This is a genomic window from Gelidimonas denitrificans, from assembly GCF_055694065.1.
Map to the genome: position 1 here is coordinate 2,527,374 of NZ_CM146350.1, position 26,085 is coordinate 2,553,458.

Here is a 26,085-nt window from a genome sequence, read left to right on the forward strand (position 1 = left end):
ATTTTGGACTTTTGCAGTACCCGTATTGCAAAATAGACCGAACAAGGAAAGGTGGCAGAGTGGTCGAATGCACCGGACTCGAAATCCGGCATACGTTTATAACGTATCCAGGGTTCAAATCCCTGCCTTTCCGCCAGTAATATTAAAAAGCCCCGTAAAATTTTACGGGGCTTTTTTTCGTCTTATCTACCCACATTTACGATGGAGCACCGCGCCCCTTATTCCATCACAACATTGATTTAGATTGTTTGTAGCAGTATGAAGCGGTTTTAATCATGCAGGTTTTTAGGAGAACAGCGATGCGCACCATGAAAGCAGCAGTATTCGTCCGTCCGGGCAAGATCGCCCTCGAAGAAAAGCCAATACCCACTGTCGGCGCTGGCGAAGCGTTAATCAAAATCACCACCACCACAATCTGCGGCACCGACGTGCATATTCTCAAGGGAGAATATCCGGTCGAGGCAGGGCTCACTATTGGTCATGAGCCGGTGGGCGTGATTGCGGAATTAGGCGCAGGCGTCACTGGATATACAGTGGGGCAACGGGTTATCGTCGGTGCGATTACGCCGTGCGGACACTGTCACACTTGCCTCGACGGCCATAAATCCCAGTGCGGCGGTAAGGCGGGCGGCGGTTGGCGTTTTGGCAATACGATTGACGGCTGCCAGGCGGAATATCTGCTGGTGCCGGATGCAATGTCGAATCTCGAACCGATTCCGGACGGGCTCACCGATGAACAGGTGTTGATGTGCCCTGACATTATGAGCACGGGTTTCGGCGGGGCGGAAAGCGGCGGGATCAAGATCGGCGACACGGTGGTGATTTTTGCCCAGGGACCGATCGGCTTGTGCGCGACAGCCGGCGCAAAACTCAGGGGCGCGAGCCTGATCATCGCGGTTGATGGCGTGGATGCGCGGCTGGAAGTGTCGAAGAAGCTGGGCGCCGATGTCACCATCAACTTTACAAAGACTGATCCGCTTACCGAAATCATGCGTCTGACCAACGGGCGTGGCGTCGATGTTGCGATTGAAGCTTTGGGCACGCAACAGACGTTCGAAAGTTGCCTGCGCGCGCTCAAGCCAGGCGGAACGCTTTCCAGCCTTGGGGTGTATTCCGGCAAAGTCACCTTGCCGCTCGATGCCTTTGCCGCCGGACTGGGCGATCACAAGATCATCACCACGCTCTGCCCTGGCGGCAAAGAACGCATGCGCCGGTTGATGAATGTGGTGGCTTCGGGTCGGGTCGATTTGGAACCCATGGTCACGCATCGATTCAAGCTCGATCAGATCGAGGAGGCCTATGAATTATTCGCAAACCAGCGCGATGGCGTGCTGAAGGTCGCGATCACAATGTAACCATGCTGAATGGTTAATTGGTAAGGGTTAAAGACGGCGTCGTCCTCTCTATGGGCTCGGCGCCGTTTGTTTTTGATCGGATTTTTTGAAAACAATCCAGACTGCAAATTTGATGGCGGCGTTGATCCTACCCCACAAACTGGGCCTCCGTGTACGTTAGCGCACAGACCGGCTTGCCGGGCTGGGCTATCCTGCAGCTGCATACATCGAATCACACTGCAGCATCGATTCGCCTGCACGATGGCGCGGCATAAACGTGCCATTGGTACCGGAATTGGCTAGCGGGCAAGTGATAAGGTCGAGATTAATAATAGCGTAATCGTGCGCAATCGCTGCATCAAGACGCCGTTGTCGGCGTGAATCCGGAGCGCCCCATGGGTTGTAACGTTCGTCATAACTGGATCGTCAATTTCATCAGCGTGATCGGCATCGGTCTGCTGCTCACTGCCTGCGCGGCACTCCCCGAAGTGCGATATCTGAGCAGTTCGCTGGTAGCGCCGGCGAACCCAACGGTGACCAATGCGCAAGGCACTCTCAGCGTAAAAAAATCAAAATCCCTGCTGGCCAGCCGCTGGCATAATTCATACGTTGATGTCGCAGCGCTGGCGGCGCTGGAAGAAGTGGCTACCGGCAGTCCTCTGATCGCCGGCAACAAAGTCACCCTGCTTTATGATGGCCCGCAAACCATGGCGGCAATGATCGAGGCCATCAGCGCGGCCAAGAATCACATCAATCTGGAAACCTACATCTTTGACCAGGACCCGCTCGGCATCCGCTTTGCGGATATCCTGATCGCCCGTCAGCGCGCCGGGGTGCAAGTCAATGTGATCTACGACAGCGTCGGCACGATTGGCACGCCGCAGGACTTCTTCGACAAAATGCGCGATGCCGGCATTCATCTGCTGGCCTTCAATCCCATCAACCCACTGACGCTGATGGCGCCGTGGGAGCTGAACAATCGCGATCACCGGAAAATTCTGGTGGTCGACGGCATGGTCGCCTTCACCGGTGGCGTGAATATCAGCAGCACCTATTCCAATAGTTCGCTGTTCCGTTCGAAAACCAGGCGCGATGCCAAAGTCGGCTGGCGCGATACCCATATCAAAATCGAAGGGCCGGCGGTCGCCGCGCTACAGTGGGTATTTCTGGATAACTGGGCCGGCCAACAATCCCCCGATCTCTCTGACAGCAATTTCTTTCCGCCGTTAAAAGAAGCCGGCGACAAGCTGGTCCGCGTTCTGGCCAGCGAACCGGGTGGCGATCACGAGATTTACAAGGCTTACATTCTGGCGATACAAGGGGCAAAGGAAACCGTGCACATTACCTGCGCTTACTTCGTGCCGGATGCGCAGATTCTGCAGGCATTGCGCGACGCCGCGCAGCGTGGCGTCGATGTCAAAATAATTTTACCCGGGGTGACCGACAGCGGATTGGTGTTCCATGCAGCACAATCCTTTTACAGCGAAATGCTGGCCAGCGGAATCAAAATCTATCAGCTGCAAATCGCGGTCTTGCATGCCAAGACCGCCGTGATCGACCGGGTTTGGGCGACGGTGGGGTCAACCAATATAGATACCCGCAGCTTCTTGCACAATAGTGAAATCAACGTAGTGGTATTTGGCGACGAATTCGGCAATGAGATGGAAAAGACATTTGTCGAGGATCTGCGCTATTCAATCGAAATTACCAACGGAAAATGGGAGCAGCGTCCGCTGGGTAACCGGCTCAAGGAATGGGCGGCGCGCCGGCTTGAGTATTGGCTGTGATGCGGCTGGCTGGAAACTTAACTGTGAGGGAATGGCAATGCATAAGCGTTCTTGGTCATACTCGTTGCACTGGTTCAGATGCCTGCTGTTGATCTGTATTGCAGGTATTTCTGGTATTGCGGGTGTCACAGGCACCGCGATGGCGGAGTCCGATCCGGCTGTGGCACTGCGCGCAAAATACGCGTCTCTAAAGACGCAATTGCGGCAAAATCAATTCAAGCGGCCGCTGGTTCTCGATTCCGCTGAAACGCCGAACCGTTTGAAAGGCGACATCTACGCGATCGTCGATTACCCGTTTGGCGCGGTGAATACGGGCTTGAATAATCCAGATCACTGGTGTGACGTGATGCTGCTGCATATCAATACCAAATATTGCCATGCGATGGCAGGGCCGTCCGGCACCACCCTGAGACTCCATGTCGGCAGGAAGACGCCCGAAGAACTGGCCACCGCACCGCGGCTCGACTTCAATTACAGCGTCGTTGCAAAAACTGCGGAATATGTTGAAATCATGCTGAGTGCCAAAGACGGGCCGCTGGGCACCAGCGACTACCTTATCCTGCTGGAAGCGGTGGCGCTGCCGAACGCCAAAACGTTTTTGCATCTGACCTATTCTTACGCGATGAATATTGCCGCACGGCTGTCCATGCAAACGTATCTCAGCACTATCGGCAGCGACAAGGTGGGATTCACCGTGATCGGCAAGCAGGCCAGCGGCCGGCCTGAATATATCGCTGGGGTGCGTGGCCTGGTGGAGCGCAACACGATGCGTTATTACCTCGCAATCGATACCTATTTAGAGGCTGCCAGTGCAGCCCCGACGGCGCAGTTCGAACAACGCTTACAGAGCTGGTTTACGGCTACCGAGCGCTATCCGCGGCAGTTGCACGAGATGGATCGGCAACAGTATCTCGAGATGAAACGGGCCGAATATGTGCGGCAGCAGACGGTGCATTAGCAGGCGATGCCGCTATATGAATCTCACTGAATAACACGGCATAAGAGCGTCTTGATGCCAAGATGCGATCGTGGGCTAGCATCATTCTGGCTTGCATTGGGGGATCGTCAGCGGTTGCCGGGACTTGTCCGGTTCGCTGTTTCACCGCCTCGGACGTGGTCTTGCTGGCCGGACAAGGCGCTGCATCGCATCTTGTCCGGCCCGACCATCAAGAAGATTGCAGCAGCCCTGTCAGCCGGCTTCGTAGCCGCGCGGCACCGCATCGCGCTGGACCTGTGCGGGCGCAAGGCGCAATGCGTAATAGAGCACCGTCAGCAGCACCAGCCATGCCGGCCCGACCACCAGCGCAACGCGCGTGTCGGGAAAATACGCCATCAAACCGATCACCAGCGCCAGGAAGGCCAGCGCGATCCACGAGCCATACGGCCAGAACGGCATGCGGAAAGCGAGTGCCTTACGCTCTGCCGGCGACAGCGACTTGCGAAATTTTATTTGCGTCACCAGAATCACGCCCCAGGTCCAGACTGCGCCGAAGGTCGAGATCGAGGTCACCCACATGAACACTTTTTCCGGCACCAGGTAATTCAGCAGCACGCCGAACAGCAGCGCTGCCATCGACAGCAAGATCGCGCGGCGCGGTACGCCGCTGGCGGTGGTCTGGGCGAACATGCTCAACGCCTGGCCTTGCTGGGCCAGGTTGTAGAGCATGCGGCCGGTGCTGAAGATGCCGCCGTTGCAGGACGACAGCGCGGCGGTGAGCACGACGAAGTTGATGATGCCGGCGGCAGTCCTGATGCCCAGTCGCTCGAATGTCATCACGAAAGGGCTGCCTTGGGTGCCGATTTCGTTCCATGGATAGATCGCCAGGATCACGAACAGCGCACCGACATAGAAAATCAGGATGCGCCAGAATACCGAGTTGATCGCGTCCGGGATCGACTTCTTCGGGTTGGCCGCTTCGCCTGCCGTCAAGCCGATCATTTCCACGCCAAGATAGGCGAACATCACCATTTGCAGCGACATCAGCACGCCCTGGGCACCGTTCGGAAAGAATCCACCATGCGCCCATAAGTTGGAGAAGCCGAGCGCGACGCCGTGGTTGCCAAAACCGAACACGATCATGCCGGTGCCGCCGATGATCATCAGCACGATGGTGACGACCTTGATCAGGGCGAACCAGAATTCGAATTCGCCATAGGCTTTGACTGCCAGCAGGTTGACCGAACCCATCGCGCCCAGCGCGGCCAGCGCCCAGATCCAGCGCGGCACATCCGGAAACCAGATGCCCATGTAGATACCGACCGCGGTGATTTCAGCGATGCAGGTGACCAGCCATAAGAACCAATAGTTCCAGCCGGTCAGGTAGCCGGCCAATGGCCCGATATAGTCCTGCGCATAGCGGCTGAACGAACCGGCCACCGGATTATGGACCGCCATTTCGCCCAGCGCGCGCATGATCATAAAGATGACGGCGCCGCCGATGATATAGGACAGCATGATACCGGGGCCCGCCATTTTGATCGCATTGGCCGAACCCAGGAACAGGCCGACACCGATCGCCGCGCCCAGCGCCATGAGGCGGATCTGACGCTCGCCCAAGCCACGCTGCAGGCCTTGTTTACTCACTTTCATTGATGAATCTCCTGTTTTATCTGAATCGATGGCTGATTGAATCAGCCGTGCCTCTAAAGGCTGAATTGACTGCGTCGAGACGCCATGTCAGGCGTCGGCGTAGTTCAGGCGGGTATTGCCACGCCCGACGATGACACCGCTACAGAATGACGATACGCATAGACACCACAGTTTAGCAAAACCAAATTAGCCGCTATGGTAGGTGAACACACTGGTAATTGTTCACGTATAAACTGAAAAATTCAGTAAAAAATCATGAAAATTCAAAAAAATAGATACATGGACTAAATACACTTGACCTGAATATTTCATGAAATTGGTTGACGGCGGGAATGTGATCGAGAGGCAAATCCAGTCGGCGACAGGAAGATGTATCGGCGAAGTTGGTCCTATCCATGTGAAGCGGGGCAATAGAACGAGGAAGCAACGATCAGCTCGTGCCAAAGCGCAAAGCGTCGGCGGCTATCGACGTCCGGCATTCCGGCAAGCCGGACGCAGCTGCCGGATGTTAAACATACCTACCCTATGTATTTTTATCTAGCGCAATGCATTTATGCGGAAAATGGCATGATATTACATATACTCCTGTTATTTTAAAAAAATCAAGCAGCTGCACAGCCGCGCAAATGCGTCTTGCCGCCACCGGAATTGATCCATCCCAGCTTTTCTGCAGTTGCACCGATGACGCTCAAAGTGCCGCGCTATAATCCGCGGCAATGAGGAAAATTCTGAAAACCAGGCCGCTGTTTATCTGGATCGCTTGTTTTGCGATGCTGCTGAACGCGCTTGCGCCTTCGATTTCCCATGCGGTAACTGCCTGGGGCAGCGCGCCATCGTCACCGATGATGGAAATCTGCAGCATGAATGGCGCCCAGTCGATCGCTGCAATGTCCGGCATGCCTGCCGGCGACCATTCCGGCCCAAGCGACACTGGCGACAGCCCGCATTGCCCGTTCTGCCTGCCGCACGGCGGCAGCATCGGGCTGCTGCCATCCGACTTGCCGGTGCTTCCGATTGTGGCCGGCCATGATTTGTTCCCGCACCTGTTCTATCACGCGCCGTATCGCCTGTTCTCCTGGACGACGGCCAATCCGCGCGGCCCGCCGCTGGCTTCCTGATTTCACTCTAGTTTCTCTCTAGTCCGCTTCGGGTGCCGTTTTGCGCACCCGCCAGAGCGCTGTGGATTTCTCAACAGGAAGCAACTCATGTCTGGCATCTGCGTGCGCAATCGGCTCCGGCCGGGCAGCGCGCAATGCGGATATGCACCCTCGTATGGCTACTTTCATCTTCGCTGCACCGGCTGCGCATCTGCGCGGCATCGCCCTGAAATCCCTGCTGACGCTGGCGCTGCATGGCGCGCTGCTGTACTGGACGCTGCAAGCGATGCCCGGCCAGGCGGTGCTGCCGCAAACAGTGCCGGTGCCAATCCGAGTTGCGCTGATCCCGCCGCCACGGCCCGCGATCGCGGCACCGGTTACGCCGCCACGACCGCTGCCCAGCGCAGTTCCAGTCGCGCGTCCGGCTGCGCGGCCGAAGCCACACAGCGCGCCCAAACCCGCGCCGGCAACGCTCCTGGCTGCCGCCAGCGGGATCACGGCGATGGCAACCGCACCGGCAGCACCTGCCATTCCTGTTGCAGCCGAACCGGTTGCAATGGCAGCAATAGCACCTGCGCCCGCCCCGCCCGCACTGGAACCGGCCCGCTTTAATGCCGATTACCTGAACAATCCTGCGCCGTCGTATCCGCTGTTTTCGCGCCGCAACCGCGAACAGGGCACGGTGCTGCTGAACGTCAAGGTCAGTGCGCAGGGCCAGGCCGAACAGGTGCAGGTCAAGCGCGGCAGCGGCTTTGCCCGTCTCGATGAAGCGGCGCTGGAAGCGGTGCGGCAGTGGCGCTTCGTGCCGGCGCAGCGCGGCCCGGTGGCGGTCGCCGCCAGCGTGGTGGTGCCGATCGTGTTCCGGCTGGACTCCTGAGTTTTTTTACCTTCTTTTTATGTGCCTTTTATTCTTAATCTACTGGAATCAAACCCATGATCATTCCCCTGAAACCCTTATCGGCGGCACTGCTGACAGCCTGTGCCAGCGGCGCTTTCACGTCGGCAGCGCAAGCGACAAACAGCACAGATAGCGACACCCAACTGCAGGAAGTAGTCGTCCTGGGCGGTTCTGCCCCGGGCGTGCCGAAAGAATTGCCGGCTGTGGTCGAGTCCGTGACCCGCCAGCAGATGGCGGACAGCATCAACGTGATCAATACCGAAGATGCGCTCAAGTATTTGCCGTCGATCCAGATCCGCAAGCGCTTCATCGGCGACACCAACGGCATCGTCGCTTCGCGCTCTTCCGGCACGCTATCGAGCGCCCGTTCGCTGGTGTATGCGGACAATCTGCTGCTGTCCAACTTGCTGGGCAACAGTTTTAGCTATCCGCCGCGCTGGGGCATGGTCACGCCCGAGGAAATCGAGCGCGTCGATGTGATTTACGGGCCGTTTTCGGCGCTGTATCCGGGCAATGCGATGGGTGCGGTGATCAACATGACAACCCGCATGCCCGACAAGTTTGAAGCGCACGCCAAGGCGCAAGTGTTTAACCAGAATTTCAAGCTGTACGGCACCGACGAGAGTTATTCCGGCAAGCAGTTCAGCGTCGCGCTGGGCAACCGCGCCGGCGCATTGTCGTGGTGGATCAATGCCAACCATCTCGACAGCCACGGCCAGCCGATGACGTTTCTGACCCAGCCGCTTTCGACCAAAACCGCTCTGGCCAGCGACAAAAACGTCGGCGGCGCGCACACCGACCTCGATCCCAGCGGCAAGCCGCGCACCATTCTGGGCGCTACCGGCATCGCCCATACGATTCAGGATCAGGCCAAGCTGAAACTGGCGTATGACATCAGCCCGACTCTCACCGCCAGCTATACGCTGGGTTTGTGGCAGGGCGATAACACAACTGACGTCGCGTCCTATCTGAAGGATGCCGCTGGCAATCCGGTGTATAGCGGCAATGTGAATTTCGCTGGCAAACAGTACGCCCCCAAGGATACCGATCTCAATCCCGGCACCTCCGAGCAGCAGCACTGGATGCACGGCCTGTCGCTGGCCAGCCACAGCGGCGGCACCTGGGATTGGCAAGCGCTTGCCAGTGTGTACGATTACAGCCGCGATCTGTCGCGCTCGCCGACGACGGCGTTGCCGGCTGCGGCCAGCGGCGGTCCCGGCAGCCTGACCGATATGAGCGGCACCGGCTGGCGCACGCTGGACTTGCGCGGCACCTGGCGGCCGAATGTTGCGCATGAAGCCAATTTCGGCTATCACTTCGATCAATACCAGCTCGATACGCAAGTCTCCAGCACGGCCAACTGGACCAGTGGCCCGGCAGTAAGCCGCACTTCGGCGTTTGCCGGCAAGACCGAAACCCAGGCGCTGTATGCGCAAGATGCCTGGCGCTTTGCCAAAGACTGGAAAGCCACCATAGGCGGCCGCTGGGAAAACTGGCAAGCGTTTGACGGCGCGGTCTCCAACGCGGCCAGCACCTTGCCGTTTGCTGCGCGCAACGAAACCTTTTTCTCGCCCAAGCTGGCCTTGTCGTTCCAGCCGACGCCGGCCTGGGCCTTGCGCGCTTCGCTGGCGCAGGCATATCGGATGCCATCGGTGGCCGAGCTGTATCAGGGCACCATCAGCAACAATGCCATCGTCAGGAACGACCCGAATCTGAAACCGGAGCAAGCGTTGTCGGGCGAATTGACCGCGGAGCGCGAGCTGGGCAACGGCGTGCTGCGCATTTCCTATTTTCAGGAAAACGCCAAGGACGCGCTGTATTCGCAAACGCTGCTGGGGTCCAGCCCAAGCGTGACCACGATCCAGAATATCGACCGGATTCGCACCCGCGGGCTGGAACTGGCGTATCAGGGCGTGGATGTCGGCTTGCGCGGCCTGGATCTGGCCGGCAGCATCACTTACGCCAATTCGATCGTCACCCAAAACGACGCCAATCCGGCCACGGTCGGCAACCATCAGTCGCGCGTGCCGGACTGGCGCGCTACCGTCAGCGCGACTTACCGCCAGAATGCGCAACTGTCGTATGCGCTGGCCGGGCGCTACAGCGGGCGGCAATTCAATACGCTCGACAATAGCGACAGCAACGCCGACACCTATGGCGGCGTGAGCAAGTTCTTCGTGCTCGACCTGCGCCTGCGCTACAAGGTCGACCGTCAATGGAGCGCCGCCGTCGGCATCGACAACCTGACCAACCAGCAGTATTACGTGGCACACCCGTACCCGCAGCGCACGCTGTCGGCCGAACTAAAATACGATTTCTGATAAAGGACTTTCATGATCCACTCTCTGATTCACTCTCTGATTCACTCTTTGTTACGCATCCCTTTGATCCTTTGCCTGACACTACTGCCATTCGCAGTCCAGGCCCAGGACGGGCATGCGCACACTGCTGTCGCCGCCCACAAATCCACGCTAGGCATTGGCGCAGCCTTTGCGCCCGATGGCGCGCTGTGGGTAGTCGGGCTGGATGCCCAGGCACATCTGGAGCTGCGCATCAGCCGCGACGGCGGCCATAACTGGCAAGCGCCGCGCCCGCTCGATACCGGCGGTGAAGCGGTGGCGGCCGACGGCGAGAGCCGCCCCAAACTGGCGTTCGGGCCGCGCAATCAAGTGGTGGTGGCCTACACCACGCCGCTAGCCAAACGGAACACCGGCGCGATCCGGCTGTTGCGCTCGGCCGATGGCGGCGCGACTTTTGCCGCGCCGGTCACCGTGCATCACGACCGCCAGGTCATCACCCACCGCTTCGAGTCGATTGCATTCGACGCGCATGGCCGGCTGCATACGGTCTGGATCGATAAGCGCGATCTGGAATTGGCAAAAATTGCTGCCGAAAAATCGGACGACGGCAAGCTCGCCTATCGCGGCGCGGCGATTTACCATAATGTTTCGACCGACGGCGGCGCCACTTTCGGGCCGGACACCAGGGTGGCCGATTACAGTTGCGAATGCTGCCGCATCGCGCTGGCACCGACGCCGGATGGACAGGTTGCCGCGTTATGGCGGCATGTGTTCGCGCCGAATACCCGCGATCATGCGTTTGCGATATTGCCTGATGCCGGTAATACGACTCCGGCCAACGCGCCGGTGCGCGCCACTTTCGACAACTGGGCGATTGATGTTTGCCCACACCACGGCCCCAGCCTGACGCCCGCTGCCGGCGGCGGTTATCACGCGGTCTGGTTTGGCGAAAAAGCCGGTGTGGCGCAGGTGCGTTATGGCCGGCTGGATCAAGACGGCAAACCGGCTGGCACAGTGCTGGCGTTGCCGGACGAGCAGGCCGAACATGCCGACGTACTGAGTGCCGGCAAGCGCGTGGCGATTGTCTGGCGCAGCTTCGACGGCAGCGGCACCAACCTGAAGGCGTGGATATCCGACGACGATGGCGGCCATTTCACGCTCAAAAAATTGGCGCGCACCAGCGCCGACAACGATCAGCCGCATCTCCTGCGCAAAGGCGCGCAACTGTTTGTGCTTTGGAACACTACCGGGGAACTCCATGTTGAAGCACTATAAATACTGGGCAGCCTTGTTGCTGACTCTCTCGATGCTGCCGGTACAGGCCGCGCCGCAGAAAATCGAGGCGTTCGATGCGCAAAGCTGGCAGCGCTTCCAGATTGAATTGCCGCGACCGGCCGCCGTCGTCTTTACCACCACCGACTGCACCCATTGCCCGGCAGCCATCGCAGCCGTGGCGCAGCAGCTGAAAAAAAGCAAAAAGAAAATTCCGCTGATCGTGGTGGTGATGGATGGCGACGACCATCCGGAGCTATTGCAAGACGCGCATTACCGCCAGGCCAGCCGCCTGTTCGTGTTCAACGGCCAGACCGCGGCGCTGCAATATGCGGTCAGCCCGAAGTGGCGCGGCATCACGCCGTATGTGGCGCTGCTGCCCCAAAGCGGGGCCGCAACGCTGATTACCGGCACGCCTTCACAGCAAGAATTCGAACATTGGATCGCAGCGGGAGAAAAACCATAGGAGTACGAAGCGCAGCCGGCACAGCGCCGTAGGTGCGAATTTATTCGCAGTTTTAACGATTCCATGCGAACTGATGCGAATAAATTCGCACCTACAAACAAATGGCATCCCAAGGTGGCGTATCGCCGCCCCGCTGTTTTGGGCCACTGCAGAGCGCCGGAGAACACCCTGCAGGCTGATTATTTACGACTCAGGAGCGCGCCCAACAAAAGTCCGACGCCGGCCGCAATCGTAATCGCGCGCAATGGATTTTCTTTCACGTAATCTTCTGTCGTGACTACCATTTCCTTGCCGGCGACGACTGTACACGCTTGCGCTTCCTGGGCCTTGACCAGCGCCGTTTCGAGCAAAGCCATGCCGCGGCTACGTACTTCCTCGGCTTTTTCGCCCGTCAGTGTAGCGGCCACCTGGAGCAATGCTTGCGCATCCGCGACCAGGGTTTTTACGTCTTTGCTGATGGCTTTAAAATTTGATTCCAACATGATTCACTCCTCAAAATAAATACGATATCAATCTAAATATACTGCCACTGATTGGTTCTGTGGTCGAACCGGATAGGCGCACCGGCGTTTCCTTTGCGTACGTCAAAATGCAAGTGCGTAAGCTGTCAGGCCAGCAAATCGCGCATGTCGTCAGCATGTTCTTCTTCCATCGCCATGATGCCGACCAGCATTTGACGGGTGGTCGGATCGGTATCGCCGATTTGTTCGATCATCTGGCGATAGGCTTCGATGGCGATGCGTTCGGCGATCAGATTGGCCTTGATCATGGCCTGGGCGTCGTCCGAGTCGTCGTACTCTGCGTGGCTGCGTTCGATCAGCGTGGCGGGATTGAAATCGGGGCTTCCATTCAGTTGCACGATGCGCTCGGCCAACAAATCCGCGTGAGCCTGTTCCTCCAGTGCGTGCTGCAGGAATTCAGCCTTGATCGGCCCATTCTGCGGCCCAGTTGCCGTGTAGTAATGGCGTTTGTAGCGTAAGACACAGACCAGTTCGGTCGCCAGCGCCCCATTGAGCATCGCGATCATTTCCTCGCGATTCGCCCGGTAGCCGATTGTCACGGCGCCGTCGTCGTAATTTTCGGCTGCGGCCCTGATTGCGGCAGTATCAATCCCAACGTGCAGTGTTTGATTAATTTCGCTCATGATTTTCTTTCAGTGTTTAATTGTCAAGAATACATCTGAATGACAAGACGCGCACATCCATGCTGCAGTTGTCAAAGCGTCGCTATGGATGCTCTGCGCTCACGGCGCAAGGTGATATACGGTGCGGTGTATTATTTTTCACCGCAACATATACATGCGCAAAACAGGTTATTTTGTAAATTTTCATTGGAGTATATTTAATGGCGCATTAAATATCATGCAAATCAACAATTTTCCGGAAGTTTTGTCGGGCCTCAAAACTACATTATCGCGGTGCAATTTTGCCCCCATCGTCGGAAAGAATGATCTCGACGCGCCGGTTCAATTGGCGACTCTGTGCCGTGTTATTGGCGGAGACTGGATAAGCCTCGCCATATCCGCGCACAGCGACGCGCTCAGGGGCCACGCCCATTTCCTGCAGAGCACGACGCACCGCGGTGGCACGGCGTTCAGACAATTGCTGGTTATACGAAGCTTCGCCGGTGCTGTCGGTAAAACCTTCAACCAGCACGGCGCGTTGCGGATTTTGCTGCAAAACATCGGCCAATTTTTGCGCAGTACGCATGCCATCCGGCGTCAAGCGCGCCTGGTCGGTGCCAAACAATACATCGCCTAAGGTGATGACCATTCCTCGCTCAGTCTTTTTTGCGGCCAGATCAGCCAACTGCGCTTCCAGTTGTGCCGCCCGCGTTTGCGCTTCCTGTGTTTTGCGCTGGGCTTCGGCCGTCTCGCCCTGTGCTACCTGGGCTGCAAGCTTGGATTGTTCGGCGTTCATTGTGGCCCGGTTGGCCTCATTCGTGCGTTGGTCCAAACGCATTTGGTCGCGTTCCTTGCCGGCTACAGCAATGCCGGCTTCCGCAGATTTCTGTTTCGCAACTTCTTGCGTCAGTGCGATTTTTTGCTTGGCAAGGTAAGCCAGCTTATCTATTTTTTCAGCGCTATCGTTATGGTTGGCCGCTGCATTGGCTTGCTCCAGCGCTGCACCGGCTTGCCGCATTTCCCCTGGTGCATAGCTCGCGACTTTTGGGTTGTTTTGCGCTGCCATAAAATCACCTCGCGCCTGTTCCAGCAAGCTGGTGGTTTTTGGCACGGAGCTGCAAGCACCGACGAGAGCTGCGATGGCTAACAAAGCGGGTGTAAAGAGAATTTTTTTCATGGTGAAATCCTTTGTTTTGCAGCGGCGTCCTGTATCAACGCGGCTGAATATTGGTGACATTGCGTTTGATCTGTGTTTGATGCGTGTTCTTACTTGCTGGTGCGGTTCAGCTCTTCACGCAAGACCCTGATGTCGTCTTGCAAGGCGTCTGCCGCCGTTTGTGCTTTGGCCGAGTTGGCTTTGCTTTGCGCCAGTTTGGCGTCGGCCTGGGCCTGGGTTGCCAAATCATTTGCAAGCTTGTAATTTTTGTCCGCCATCGCTTTATTAGCCAAGGCCATTTTTTCACGGGCGGAATTCATTTCGGCCGGCGCAAATTCTGCACCGCCGGCACCGACGGCATTGTCGACAGCCGCATTGGAGACAGCCACAGATGCGGTCGCCGGCGTCTTCATGCTGCTGCAACCGACAGTCAGAACCACTACTGCGCAGCACAGAACTGTTAGCAATTTTTTTGAATTTCTTGTCATCATTTCTCTCCGGTGAACTGTTCAATCGAGCAAGTTTTGCCCTCGATATATGATGTTATAAACCGTATTTTCAGCGAGATCAGTACGCAAACGCACATAGCGCCAGTTCTTGTGCGCAATCACTGCTCGATATGACCAGACCAAAATAATGGTTTGGCTGTGTGCGTCAACGCACATAAAATAGCCGCCATTTCGTCTAATCTGATGTACCACATTGATTCATTACTGAAAGATTCCTGCCATGAATATCACCTTAAGTTTGGTCCCGGTCGTGTCCCTTATCGCCGGCATATTGATCCTTATCATTCCCCGTCTGTTGTCGACGATCGTGGCCATTTATCTGATCATGATTGGTCTGGTAGGATTGTTTGATGTTGGCCACTTTCTGCGATAAATCATGAATATGCCGCGCCGCACGAAAATAGCGCTCGCCGTTGTCGGCAGCCTGATTGCTGTTCTTGCGCTCACGCTGCTGGTGCTGCTCAATTTCGACTGGAACCGCGCCAGGCCATGGCTCAATGCGCGCACCAGTGAAGCGCTCGGCCGGCCGTTCGCGATCGCCGGCGACCTTGCGCTGACTTGGGAAAAGCAGGCCAGCGGGCAAGCTGCAGGCCCGATCGAGCCCGATGAAGGTTGGCGCAGCAGCATCCCGTGGCCGCATTTGGTGGCGCAAGACGTTCACATCGGCAATCCGCCAGCCATGACAGAGCCGGCTCCGGCTCCGGCTGGTAAAAATACTAGCGCTACCGCACCGCTGCCGGTCGAGATGGCAAGCATCCGGCAATTCTCCTTTTCGCTGAATCCCTTTGCATTGTTGGGAAAAAAGATCGTCATCCCCGTCCTGCGTTTCGATTCGCCCGTGGTCAGCTTGCGGCGCGACGCCGATGGCAAGAACAACTGGACTTTCAAGCAAGACGAGAAGGCGTCGCCCTGGCAGCTGGAATTGCAACGCGTCGTTTTTGCCAAAGGCAGCGTCCATCTGGTCGACGCCATCAAGCATGCCGATGTGACGGCCGATATCGACACGCTCGATTCGGACCCGCGTTATGGCGTAGCCTGGAAATTGCGCGGCAAGTACAACGGCGAAACAGTCAGCGGCAACGGCCGTGCCGGCGCCGTGTTATCGCTGCAACACCAAACCGTGCCCTATCCCATCATGGCCAATCTGCGCATGGGAAAAACCACGATCGCGGTCGAGGGTACGCTGACCAAGCCGACTGATCTGGCGGCAATCGACATGCGTTTGAAAGCATCCGGCGCGAGCATGGCGCGACTGTACGCACTGACCGGCATCGTCATGCCGGAGACGCCGCCGTTTGCCACCGAAGGTCATTTGATCGGCACTCTGAGCCCAGATGGCGGCCACTGGATTTACGAAAAATTCAGAGGCAAGGTCGGCTCCAGCGATATCGCCGGCAGCCTCGAATATCAATCGAAACAGCCGCGCGCGCTGGTATCCGGAACGGTCGTGTCGCGCTTGTTGCAATTTTCCGATCTGGCGCCCCTGATCGGCGCCGACTCGAATACCAGCAAGGCCAAACGCGGCGCAGATGTGGTCCAGCCGACCAACAAGGCATTGCCGGTCGAACCCTTCAAGACGGAACGCTGGACCAGTATCGATGCCGACATACAATTCAGCGCCGAAAAAATTGTTCGCAATAAGGAATTGCCGATCAACAAACTGACCACGCACCTGCGCTTGCAAGACGGCGTGTTGTCCTTGTCTCCGCTCAATTTCGACATGGCGGGAGGCAGCCTGAATTCGGACATCACGCTCGACGGCAGCGGAACAGCCGGCAAGAATGCGATCAAGGCGAGCATGAAAGTGACGGCCCGTCATTTGAAGCTGAAACAATTATTTCCCACCTTGCAACCGCTGCAAGCGAGCGTTGGCGAAATCAATGGCGACGCATCCCTGTCGGCGGTCGGCAACTCGGTGGCCAGCTTGCTGGGCGCGTCCAATGGCGAGATCAAGACTCTGATCAATCAAGGCACGATCAGCAAGCTCTTGCTCGAAGAGATGGGATTAAATATCGGCAACGTGATCGTCACCCGCCTGGTGGGCGACAAGCAAGTCAAGCTCAATTGCATGGCGACCGATTTTGGCGTGACCAGGGGAGTGATGCAAACGCGCAGCTTCATCATTGATACCGACGAGGCCATTCTGGAGGTCAGCGGCAACATCAATCTGGCGCAGGAACAACTGGATTTGACCATCAAGCCCGATAGCAAAGGACTGCGCGTGCTTTCGCTCAGAGCGCCGCTGTATGTGCGCGGCAGCTTCAAGCAGCCGAGCGTGAGTGTCGACAAGGGCGTACTGGCAATGAAAGCGGGGGGCGCGATTGTGCTGGCCGCCCTAGCGCCCATCGCGGCCCTGATCCCCTTGATCAATACCGGGCCGGGAGAAAACAGCGAGTGCGCCAAGCTATTGGCAAATGCGCACGTCAAGCCGGTGGCGCCGCCACCGGGCAAGACTTACCGCAGCAAAGCCAAGCCCAGCGCAAAGTAAATCGATAGTCCCCTCCTCGCTTGGTTGCTGTGCAGCTTGTGAACAAGCTGCACAGCAACCAATCCATACTTCTTCTCTGTGCGGTAACGCAAAATCCAATCTGTCGTCCGGTGGTAATATCAAAAAATCAATTTTAACGCCGCACCGAAAGGTGCGGCGCTACATCTTTTCCTGAATCAATTCAATACGATGATCGATTTACGGGAGCGTCAAAATTGAAACTAGACCGCACATCCCTACGCGATGCGTTAGCTTACTTACTTGGCTTCAAAAAGACATTGCTGTCCAGCGACATGTTCGGCCGGCAAACATATGAAGAGCTGCCGCTGCGCGCGGAATTATTCAGCGCCTTGCAGATGGAGCAACACGGACGTATTCTGGCCAACGCACACAGGCTGAGCACGAGACGTGGACGCGACCAATTGTTGGCGCGCCTCGCCGATAATGAAAACATCATTATCAATGCCTGCAATCAGTTGGCCGAGGCAATCAAGGCTGGCCGGCAAATGACCCATGCGTCAGAATGGCTACTCGACAATTTCTATCTGATCGAAGAACAAATTCGCACCGCCAAGCGGCATCTCCCAAAAAATTACAGCAGGGAATTGCCACGTCTGCTACGCGGCAGCACCCAAGGCAGGCCACGCGTATACGACATCGCACTGGAAACCATTGCACACGGCGATGGCCGCGTCGATCCTGAAAGCCTGTCCCGCTTCGTCGCCGCCTACCAACAGATCACGACACTGAAGCTTGGCGAACTGTGGGCGATTCCGATCATGCTGCGTCTGGCGCTGATCGAAAACCTGCGGCGCGTCGCCGCCCGGCTGGCGACAACCCGCATCAACCGCGACCTGGCCTATTCCTGGGCCGAGAGAATGGTGGAGGCCGCCGAAAAGAATCCTAATGAACTGATCCTGCTGGTGGCCGACATGGCCCGTTCCGATCCACCGATGGACAGTGCATTCGTGGCCGAACTGGTGCGGCGTCTGCAAGGGCAAACTCCGGCGCTGACGCTGCCGCTTACCTGGCTGTCGCAACATCTGGCGAATTCCGGCCAAACCATCGAACTCATGGTCCAGTTGGAAACACAACAGCAAGCCACCGACCAGATATCGATTAGCAATAGCATCTGCAGCCTGCGCTTTCTCAGTGCAATGGACTGGCGCGAATTTGTCGAAACCATGAGTGTGGTCGACCACACCTTGCGCAAAGACCCGGCCGACGTCTACGCGCGAATGGATTTCGCTACGCGCGACAACTATCGGCATGTGGTGGAAAAAATTGCCAGCCACAGCCGCCTGTCCGAAGTTGAAGTCGCCGACAAAGCGATTCGACTTGCCAGTGCCCATACGATCCAGACTGGGACTGGGACTGGAACTGGGGCCGGGACCGGGGCAGAAGACCGCACCGCGCATGTTGGTTATTACTTGATCGGCAATGGTCTGCCAGAATTGGAAAGCTCGGCAGCGTTCCAGTTGCCGACAGGGGAAGCACTACGACGGGCCTCCAGAGGCGCACCGCTCACGGTCTATCTTGGCAGCATATTGCTGCTCACCCTGGCCGCCACCGGCGTCATCGTTTTTAAAGCCGCTGCCGATGGCGTGGACGAATGGCTGCTGGTTCTGGTCGCATTAATCGCACTAGTGGCCACCAGCCAGCTTGCGCTATCCATGGTCAACTGGTGTGCCACCTTAATCGCCCTGCCCTGCCCGCTCCCGCGCATGAATTTTTCGACGGGTATTCCACTTGAATCGCGCACGCTGGTCGTGGTGCCGACGATGCTGTTCTCGACGCAAAATATCGACAGCCTGACCGAGGCGCTTGAGGTCCACTTTCTTGCCAACCGCGACGACAGTTTGCACTTTTGTCTGCTGACCGATTTCACCGATGCGGAAACAGAAACGATGCCGGCCGACGGAGCCCTGCTGGAATACGCGAAAAAAAATATTGATGTATTGAATCAAAAATATCGCCCCACCAATAGCGACAATTTTTTGTTATTGCATCGGCCGCGGCGCTGGAACGCACAGGAAAAAACCTGGATGGGTTATGAGCGCAAACGCGGCAAGTTGGGCGACCTCAACGCCTTCTTGCGCGGCGGCACGGCCGATGCGTACGCACTGATCGTTGGCAACACCGACGGCCTGACCAATGTCAGGTATGTGATCACGCTCGACACCGATACCCATTTGCCACGCGACGCCGCACGGCAGTTCGTGGCCACCATGGCGCATCCATTGAACCAGGCGCAGTTTGACGAAACACGCCGCTGCGTGTGCGAAGGCTACGGCATCCTGCAACCGCGGGTGGCGGTCAGCTTGCCCAGCGCCGAGGCATCGCGCTATGAACTGCTATGCGGTGGCGAAGCAGGTATCGATCCGTATACGCGCACCGTGTCGGATGTCTATCAGGATCTATTTGGCGAAGGTTCTTTCATCGGCAAAGGGATCTACGATGTCGATGTATTCGAACATGTGTTGAACGGTCGCATGCCGGAAAACCGTATTCTCAGCCACGACCTGCTCGAAGGATGTTATGCGCGTGCCGGTTTATTGAGCGATGTGCAACTCTATGAAGAATATCCATCCGGCTACAGCGCTGACGTCAACCGTCGCCGGCGCTGGATACGCGGCGACTGGCAGATTGCATCGTGGCTGCTGCCGAGCGTACCCGGCGCACGCGATGCAGCGACCGGCAAGGTCCGTCGCTACCGTAATCCGCTCTCGGCATTGTCGCGCTGGAAGCTGTTCGATAATCTGCGCCGCAGCGTCGTACCGTTTGCGACGACGGCATTATTATTGACAGGCTGGAGCGCCTTGTCGCCAACCTTGTCCTCCGCCTGGTTCTGGAGCGGCGTGGTGCTTGGCATCGTGCTGATTCCATCGGTCTGCGCATTCATCTGGAACCTCGTGCGCAAGCCGGTCGATGTGCTGTTCCGCCAGCATTTTTCGGCATTACTGCGCTCGTCTACCCAGCAATTTATCCATGCTGCCCTGACGCTGATCTTCCTGCCGTATGAAGCCTGGTTCACCCTTGACACAATCATCCGAACCCATTGGCGGGTCCTGGTCTCGCACCGGCAACTGCTGGAATGGAATCCATACAGCGCGGCCAGTCGCAACTCAGGCCCTTCAAAAAATGTCTTTGGGCTAGTTTCCTATTATCGATCGATGTGGATCGCACCGGTGGCAGCGCTGGCGAGCGCTACCTGGCTGACCATGAACAATCTGGTTGCAATGGAAGCGGCTGCGCCGATTCTGCTGCTGTGGTGGGCCTCACCCATAATCGCGTACTGGATCAGCCGGCCGATCGCGCGCCGCAGCGCACATTTGTCCGATGCGCAGACGCTGTTCCTGAAATCGCTGTCGCGCAAGACATGGCACTTTTTTGAAACCCACGTCGGCCCGGAAGGCAACTGGCTGCCGCCCGACAATGTGCAGGAACATCCGGTGGCGGTAATCGCGCGCCGCACCTCGCCCACCAACATCGGCCTGTCGCTGCTTGCCAATCTGGCCGCATACGACTTCGGCTATATCCCAGCCGGGCAATTAATTGAACGGTCCCAAAACACCTTGCGCACCATGGCTGCGCTGGAACGTTATCAGGGCCATTTCTACAACTGGTACGACACGCAATACCTGACGCCTCTACATCCGATTTATGTCTCGTCGGTGGACAGCGGCAACCTTGCCGGCCACCTGCTTACGCTGGGTCCCGGCCTGGTCGGATTGCTCGATACGCCGATCCTCGGTAATCGCGTATTTTCCGGCATCCGCGATACCTTTGAAATCCTGCGCGCCATTGCAGACACTGCAAATAGAACGCAGCCGGGCATCTTGGTCCAGTTCGAGAAAGTCTTCGAGTCAGCCTGCCAGGCTGCGCCGAGCACACTGATGGTCACCCACGATTGCCTGGAACGACTGAGCCACTGCGCCGCGAACTTCGTTACCGGCCTCGACCCGGTACCCGATTTGCCGATCAACGTATGGGCGCGCGCCCTCGCAAGCCAGTGCCGTGAAGCGTTAAATGAACTCAGCTTCCTGGCGCCGTGGACACAGATTCTCGAACCTGGCGATTGGCTCGGAGACTTCCCCGAACTGGGCCAGATTCCAACGCTGCGCCAGCTGGCGCGACTCCATACCAATCTGACGCCGGCGTTCGAGCAGCGGCTTGCCGGGCACGCCAATCCGCAACAGGCGCACCGTGTGTCCGCGCTCCAAAAACTGGTGTCCGATGGCAGCCGCCGCGCCGCCGAACGCATACTGTTGATCGACCAGCTGGTACTGCAATCGTTAGAGTTCGCACGCATGGAATACGGCTTCCTGTACGACCCGGCCACGCACCTGCTGGCGATCGGTTACAACGTCACCGAGCGACGCCTCGATGCCAGCTGCTATGACCTGCTGGCATCCGAAGCAAGGCTGACCACCTTCGTTGCCATCGCGCAGGGACAATTACCGCAGGAAAGCTGGTTCGCGCTCGGACGCCAACTCACCATCGCCGGTGGCAAACCGATCCTGTTGTCGTGGAGCGGGTCGATGTTCGAATACCTGATGCCGCTGCTGGTGATGCCGACATTTGAAAACACCCTGCTCGACCAGACTTATCATTCGGCAGTAGCACGGCAGATCGAATACGGCATCCAGCGCAGCGTGCCGTGGGGCATTTCAGAATCGGGCTACAACGCTTTCGATGCCAGCCTGAATTATCAGTACCGTGCATTCGGGGTGCCGGGCCTGGGCTTCAAGCGCGGGCTCGGCGACGATCTGGTGATTGCGCCGTATGCCTCGATGATGGCATTGATGGTGGCGCCCGAAAAAGCATGTAGCAACCTGCAGCAATTGTCGGCCCAGGGATTCGAAGGTGAGTTCGGTTTCTATGAAGCCGTCGATTACACGCCGTCACGTCTGCCGCGCGGGCAGACCAATGAAGTGATTCGTTCGTTCATGGCGCATCATCAGTGCATGGGATTCCTGTCGCTGGCATATCTGCTACTCGACCGTCCATTGCAAAAACGTTTCGAATCCGATCCGCTGTTCCAGGCCACGATGTCGCTGCTGCATGAGCGCGTGCCGAAAGCCTCCGCGACCTATTCGAATACAACCGAGTTGGCCGACATCCGCACCGTATCGACCACGCAGGAAATGCAGATGCGCGTGCTGCAGCGTCCCGACTCCCGCACACCGGAAGTGCAACTGCTGTCCAACGGTCGTTACCATGTGATGGTCTCCAGCGCCGGCGGCAGCTACAGCCGCTGGAACGACCTGTCGATCACCCGCTGGCGTGAAGACTGCACGCGCGACAACTGGGGCACGTTCTGTTATGTGCGCGATCTGGAAGACGGCCGCTATTGGTCGACCGCCTTCCAGCCGACACTGACGCAGCCGCAAAATTATGAAGTTATCTTCTCCGAAGGCCGCGCCGAATTCCGCCGTAGCGACAACAACTTCAACATGCACACAGAAATCGTAGTGTCGCCGGAAGACGATATCGAACTGCGTCGCACCCACATCATCAATAGTTCGCGCCAGAGCAGAACCATCGACATCACCAGTTATGCAGAAGTGGTGCTGGCGCCGGCCGCCGCCGATGCGGCGCATCCAGCATTTTCCAACCTGTTCGTCCAGACTGAAATCATCCATTCGTCCCGCGCCCTCCTGTGCACCCGCCGCCCGCGTTCTGCGAATGAAAAAATGCCGTGGATGTTCCATCTGATGGCGGTGCATGGCGCCGACATCGGCGCGGTATCGTATGAGACCGACCGCATGCAATTCATCGGCCGCGACAATACCGTCGCTGCGCCGCAAGCGATGCAGGACAGAGCGCCGCTGACGGGAACCGAAGGTTCGGTACTCGATCCGATCGTCGCGATCCGTTATCAGATCACAATCGGCGCAGAACAGACGGCCACCATCTACATGGTGACCGGCGTTGGAGAATCGCGCGCGCTCTGTCTCGATTTAATCGAAAAATATCAGGACCGTCATCTAGCAGACCGTGTGGTCGAACTGTCGGGAGCCCACAGCCAGGTCGTGCTGCGCCAGCTGAACGCCAGCGAAGCGGATGCGCAACTATATGGACGTCTGGCGAACTCGATCATTTATGTCAATCCGCTGTTGCGCGCCGATGCCAGTGTCCTGATACGCAATCAACGCGGACAGTCAAGCTTGTGGAGCTACGCAATTTCCGGCGACCTGCCGATTGTGCTGGTGCAGATCAAGAATCAGAAAAATATCGGGCTGGTGCGCCAGTTGGTGCAGGCGCATGTGTATTGGCGCTCGAAAGGGCTGGTGGTCGATCTCGTGATCTGGAACGAAGAACATGCCAGTTACCGGCAGGTCTTGCAGGAACAGATCATGGGGCTGATTGCATCCATCACCGGCGCCCATGCGATTGATATTCCGGGCGGTATTTTCGTGCGGCTAGTCGATCAGATCCCCAACGAAGACCGTGTGCTGCTGCAGTCGGTGGCACGAGTTTTCCTGACCGATAGCCGCGGCACGCTGGCCCAGCAGATCAACCGCCGCGACCTGGTGGTAGTGCGCGTGCCCCGCCTGAGCCCGGTACGCAGTCCGTCATCAGCAGCCCGCAAGGACGCACCCTTGCCGAAGCGCAATCTGATCCTGTCGAACGGCATTGGCGGCTTCACGCCGGATGGACGCGAATATGTAATCACCACCGCAGCCGGCCAAGTTACGCCTGCGCCGTGGGTCAATGTGATGGCCAATCCGCAGTTCGGCAGCGTCATTTCCGAAAGTGGACAAGCGTACAGCTGGGGCGAGAACGCGCATGAATTCCGTCTGACGCCATGGGCCAATGATCCGGTAAGCGACGCCGGCGGCGAAGCGTTCTATCTACGCGACGAAGAGACCGGACTCTCCTGGTCTCCTACTGCGCTGCCCCGTCGTGGCGAAGGCGAGTATGTCACGCGGCATGGTTTCGGTTACAGCGTGTTCGAACATAGTGAAGACGGTATCGCATCCGAGCTGACCGTGTATGTCGCAGTAGATGCAGCAGTCAAATATTCGGTGCTGCGCATACGCAACGATTCCGACACGATACGCAAGCTATCCGCCACCGGTTATGTCGAATGGGTGCTGGGCGACCTGCGTCCAAAATCATTGATGCACGTCATCACCGAAACGGACCCGGCAACCGGCGCACTGTTTGCGCGCAATCCGTACAACACCGACTTTACCGAGCGCACCGCGTTCTTCGATGTCGATACAACGTTGCGCACCATCAGCGGCGACCGCAATGAATTCATCGGCCGCAACGGGTCGTTGCAAAATCCCGCCGCGATGGCGCGGGTACGCTTGTCCGGCAAAGTCGGTGCCGGTCTCGATCCATGTGCTGCGATGCAAGTGCCGTTCGAACTGGTCCAGGGACAGCAACGTGAAATCGTCTTCATGCTCGGCATGGCCGATACCCGCCGCACCAATGTCGGCGATCTGGTGCAGCGTTATCGCGGCAGCGCCGCAGCGCAGGAGGCGCTGGAGGCCGTCCATGCCTACTGGAAGCGTACGCTGGGCGCGGTACAAATCGAGACGCCTGACCAATCTCTCAATGTCCTCGCCAACGGCTGGCTGATGTACCAAACCATCGCCTGCCGCTTGTGGGCGCGCAGCGGTTACTACCAGTCCGGCGGCGCATTCGGCTTTCGTGACCAGTTGCAAGACACCATGGCGCTGGTCCACAGCGAGCCGAAACTGGTGCGCGAACATCTGCTGTTGTGCGCTGCGCATCAATACATCGAGGGCGATGCCCAGCACTGGTGGCATCCACCGACCGACCGCGGCGTGCGCACGCATTGTTCCGACGATTACCTGTGGCTGCCACTTGCGCTGTATCGTTATGTAATCAGCACCGGCGACACCGGCGTACTCGGTGAGGCCGTGCACTTCATTGAAGGCCGTCCGGTCAATCAGGATGAGGATTCTTACTACGACCTGCCGAACCATTCCGAACAGATAGCCACGCTGTATGTGCATTGCGTGCGTGCGATTGAAAGAGGATTGAAATTTGGCGTGCATGGCCTGTCGCTGATCGGTTCCGGCGACTGGAACGATGGCATGGACAAGGTCGGCGAACACGGTAAAGGCGAAAGCATCTGGCTCAGTTTTTTCCTCTATGAAGTTCTGATGCGTTTTGCTGAAGTCGCCACGATCCACAAGGACCCGACGTTCGCCGACCGTTGCCATGCCGAAGCAGCCCAATTGCGCCAGAACATCGACAAAAACGGCTGGGACGGCGAATGGTATCGCCGGGCGTATTTCGATGATGGGACACCGCTTGGATCTGCGCAAAACGCCGAATGCCAGATCGATTCGATTTCGCAAAGCTGGTCGGTACTGTCCGGCGCCGGCGATCCGGAACGCTCAAAGATGGCGATGCTGGCAGTCGATCGCCGGCTGGTGCGGCGTGAAGACGCGATCATCCAGTTGCTCGATCCTCCGTTCGACAAATCCGATCAGAATCCCGGCTATATCCGCGGCTATGTTCCTGGCGTACGCGAGAACGGCGGGCAGTACACGCATGCGGCGATCTGGACCGCAATGGCGTTTGCCAAAATGGGCGACAACGTGCGCGCCTGGGAATTGATGCAAATGATCAATCCGGTCAACCATGGCAAAACTGCCCAGGATATTGCCACCTACAAGGTAGAGCCTTATGTAGTTGCCGCCGACGTGTATGCGGTATCGCCGCACGTAGGTCGTGGCGGCTGGAGCTGGTACACCGGATCGTCGGGATGGATGTACAGGTTGATTGTGGAGTCGCTGCTGGGCTTGAAGCTAAAAGGCGACAAGCTGATTATCACGCCGTGCCTGCCGGATGACTGGAGCACGTATGGTTTGCATTATCGGTATCGCGACACGATGTACAGGATCGTGGTGACGCAAAGCAGAGACCCTGGGGTGAAGGACGCTGTAAAAGTGGATGGCTTTCTGCAGATGGATGGGATGATACCGCTGGTTGATGACAAGCGAGAGCATGCTGTGGAGATACTGGTGCATGCAGAACTTCAGGAACGCTGAACCAATAACCGGTTTTCAAGAAGCCTG

The 26,085-nt window shown here is 57.6% G+C and carries 17 protein-coding genes and 1 tRNA gene; 12 read left to right on the forward strand and 6 right to left on the reverse strand.

Going from position 1 to position 26,085, the window contains the following annotated elements; genetic code table 11:
• Window positions 1–45: 45 nt before the first annotated feature.
• The 4 genes from FKCLFG_RS11785 (at window position 46) to FKCLFG_RS11800 (ending at window position 4,079) form a co-directional block, all read left to right on the forward strand.
• Window positions 46–136: transfer RNA gene (locus FKCLFG_RS11785), tRNA-Ser, on the forward strand.
• Window positions 137–299: 163 nt separating this feature from the next.
• The gene (locus tag FKCLFG_RS11790; RefSeq protein ID WP_472613281.1) at window positions 300–1,355 is read left to right on the forward strand and encodes an NAD(P)-dependent alcohol dehydrogenase; all 1,056 of its coding nucleotides are present in this window, start codon (window positions 300–302) and stop codon (window positions 1,353–1,355) included.
• Window positions 1,356–1,729: 374 nt separating this feature from the next.
• Window positions 1,730–3,121, forward strand: a complete 1,392-nt coding sequence (gene cls, locus FKCLFG_RS11795; protein WP_472613282.1) for a cardiolipin synthase — start codon at window positions 1,730–1,732, stop codon at window positions 3,119–3,121.
• Window positions 3,122–3,158: 37 nt separating this feature from the next.
• Window positions 3,159–4,079: a hypothetical protein gene (locus tag FKCLFG_RS11800; protein ID WP_472613283.1), complete on the forward strand. Its 921-nt coding sequence runs from the start codon at window positions 3,159–3,161 to the stop codon at window positions 4,077–4,079.
• 231 nt (window positions 4,080–4,310) lie between these two features.
• On the opposite strand, the gene FKCLFG_RS11805 is transcribed toward FKCLFG_RS11800, so the two are convergent.
• Together FKCLFG_RS11805 and FKCLFG_RS11810 are read right to left on the reverse strand one after the other, a co-directional pair.
• Window positions 4,311–5,711 (reverse strand): amino acid permease, encoded by a 1,401-nt coding sequence (locus tag FKCLFG_RS11805; RefSeq protein WP_472613284.1) that lies wholly within the window; start codon window positions 5,709–5,711, stop codon window positions 4,311–4,313.
• Between the two features lie 688 nt (window positions 5,712–6,399).
• On the reverse strand, window positions 6,400–6,573 hold the full coding sequence (locus tag FKCLFG_RS11810) for a hypothetical protein (RefSeq protein WP_472615903.1): 174 nt from the start codon (window positions 6,571–6,573) through the stop codon (window positions 6,400–6,402).
• Between FKCLFG_RS11810 and FKCLFG_RS11815 the strand changes: the two genes are divergently transcribed.
• The 5 genes from FKCLFG_RS11815 (at window position 6,509) to FKCLFG_RS11835 (ending at window position 11,744) form a co-directional block, all read left to right on the forward strand.
• Entirely contained in the window at window positions 6,509–6,829 is a 321-nt protein-coding gene (locus FKCLFG_RS11815; RefSeq protein WP_472615847.1) for a DUF2946 domain-containing protein, read from the forward strand. The genes FKCLFG_RS11810 and FKCLFG_RS11815 overlap by 65 nt on opposite strands.
• Window positions 6,830–6,983: 154 nt before the next feature.
• On the forward strand, window positions 6,984–7,685 hold the full coding sequence (locus tag FKCLFG_RS11820; protein ID WP_472613285.1) for an energy transducer TonB: 702 nt from the start codon (window positions 6,984–6,986) through the stop codon (window positions 7,683–7,685).
• 56 nt (window positions 7,686–7,741) lie between these two features.
• Window positions 7,742–10,027 carry a TonB-dependent receptor gene (locus FKCLFG_RS11825; RefSeq protein ID WP_472613286.1) on the forward strand — a complete coding sequence of 762 codons (2,286 nt, stop codon included), beginning with the start codon at window positions 7,742–7,744 and terminating at the stop codon, window positions 10,025–10,027.
• A gap of 12 nt (window positions 10,028–10,039) precedes the next feature.
• Entirely contained in the window at window positions 10,040–11,281 is a 1,242-nt protein-coding gene (locus tag FKCLFG_RS11830; RefSeq protein ID WP_472613287.1) for a sialidase family protein, read from the forward strand.
• Window positions 11,265–11,744, forward strand: coding sequence for a thioredoxin domain-containing protein (locus FKCLFG_RS11835; RefSeq protein ID WP_472613288.1), 480 nt, complete (start codon window positions 11,265–11,267; stop codon window positions 11,742–11,744). Before FKCLFG_RS11830 ends, FKCLFG_RS11835 begins: the two co-directional genes overlap by 17 nt.
• Before the next feature lie 179 nt (window positions 11,745–11,923).
• On the opposite strand, the gene FKCLFG_RS11840 is transcribed toward FKCLFG_RS11835, so the two are convergent.
• The 4 genes from FKCLFG_RS11840 to FKCLFG_RS11855 form a co-directional block, all read right to left on the reverse strand.
• Window positions 11,924–12,226, reverse strand: a complete 303-nt coding sequence (locus FKCLFG_RS11840) for an ElaB/YgaM/YqjD family protein (RefSeq protein WP_472613289.1) — start codon at window positions 12,224–12,226, stop codon at window positions 11,924–11,926.
• Between the two features lie 125 nt (window positions 12,227–12,351).
• Complete coding sequence (locus tag FKCLFG_RS11845; protein ID WP_472613290.1) at window positions 12,352–12,888, reverse strand: ferritin-like domain-containing protein; 537 nt, start codon at window positions 12,886–12,888, stop codon at window positions 12,352–12,354.
• 265 nt (window positions 12,889–13,153) lie between these two features.
• The gene (locus FKCLFG_RS11850) at window positions 13,154–14,044 is read right to left on the reverse strand and encodes an OmpA family protein (protein WP_472613291.1); all 891 of its coding nucleotides are present in this window, start codon (window positions 14,042–14,044) and stop codon (window positions 13,154–13,156) included.
• 89 nt (window positions 14,045–14,133) lie between these two features.
• Window positions 14,134–14,511 carry a DUF4398 domain-containing protein gene (locus FKCLFG_RS11855; protein ID WP_472613292.1) on the reverse strand — a complete coding sequence of 126 codons (378 nt, stop codon included), beginning with the start codon at window positions 14,509–14,511 and terminating at the stop codon, window positions 14,134–14,136.
• Between the two features lie 241 nt (window positions 14,512–14,752).
• Here FKCLFG_RS11855 and FKCLFG_RS11860 point away from each other — a divergent pair, with 241 nt between their 5' ends.
• The 3 genes from FKCLFG_RS11860 to FKCLFG_RS11870 all read left to right on the forward strand — a co-directional run bounded on the left by FKCLFG_RS11860 (window position 14,753) and on the right by FKCLFG_RS11870 (window position 26,058).
• The gene (locus FKCLFG_RS11860) at window positions 14,753–14,905 is read left to right on the forward strand and encodes a DUF3096 domain-containing protein (RefSeq protein WP_472613293.1); all 153 of its coding nucleotides are present in this window, start codon (window positions 14,753–14,755) and stop codon (window positions 14,903–14,905) included.
• A gap of 3 nt (window positions 14,906–14,908) precedes the next feature.
• Window positions 14,909–17,020: an AsmA family protein gene (locus tag FKCLFG_RS11865; protein WP_472613294.1), complete on the forward strand. Its 2,112-nt coding sequence runs from the start codon at window positions 14,909–14,911 to the stop codon at window positions 17,018–17,020.
• Between the two features lie 293 nt (window positions 17,021–17,313).
• The gene (locus tag FKCLFG_RS11870) at window positions 17,314–26,058 is read left to right on the forward strand and encodes a glycoside hydrolase family 94 protein (RefSeq protein ID WP_472615848.1); all 8,745 of its coding nucleotides are present in this window, start codon (window positions 17,314–17,316) and stop codon (window positions 26,056–26,058) included.
• The last annotated feature ends 27 nt before the right edge of the window (window positions 26,059–26,085 follow it).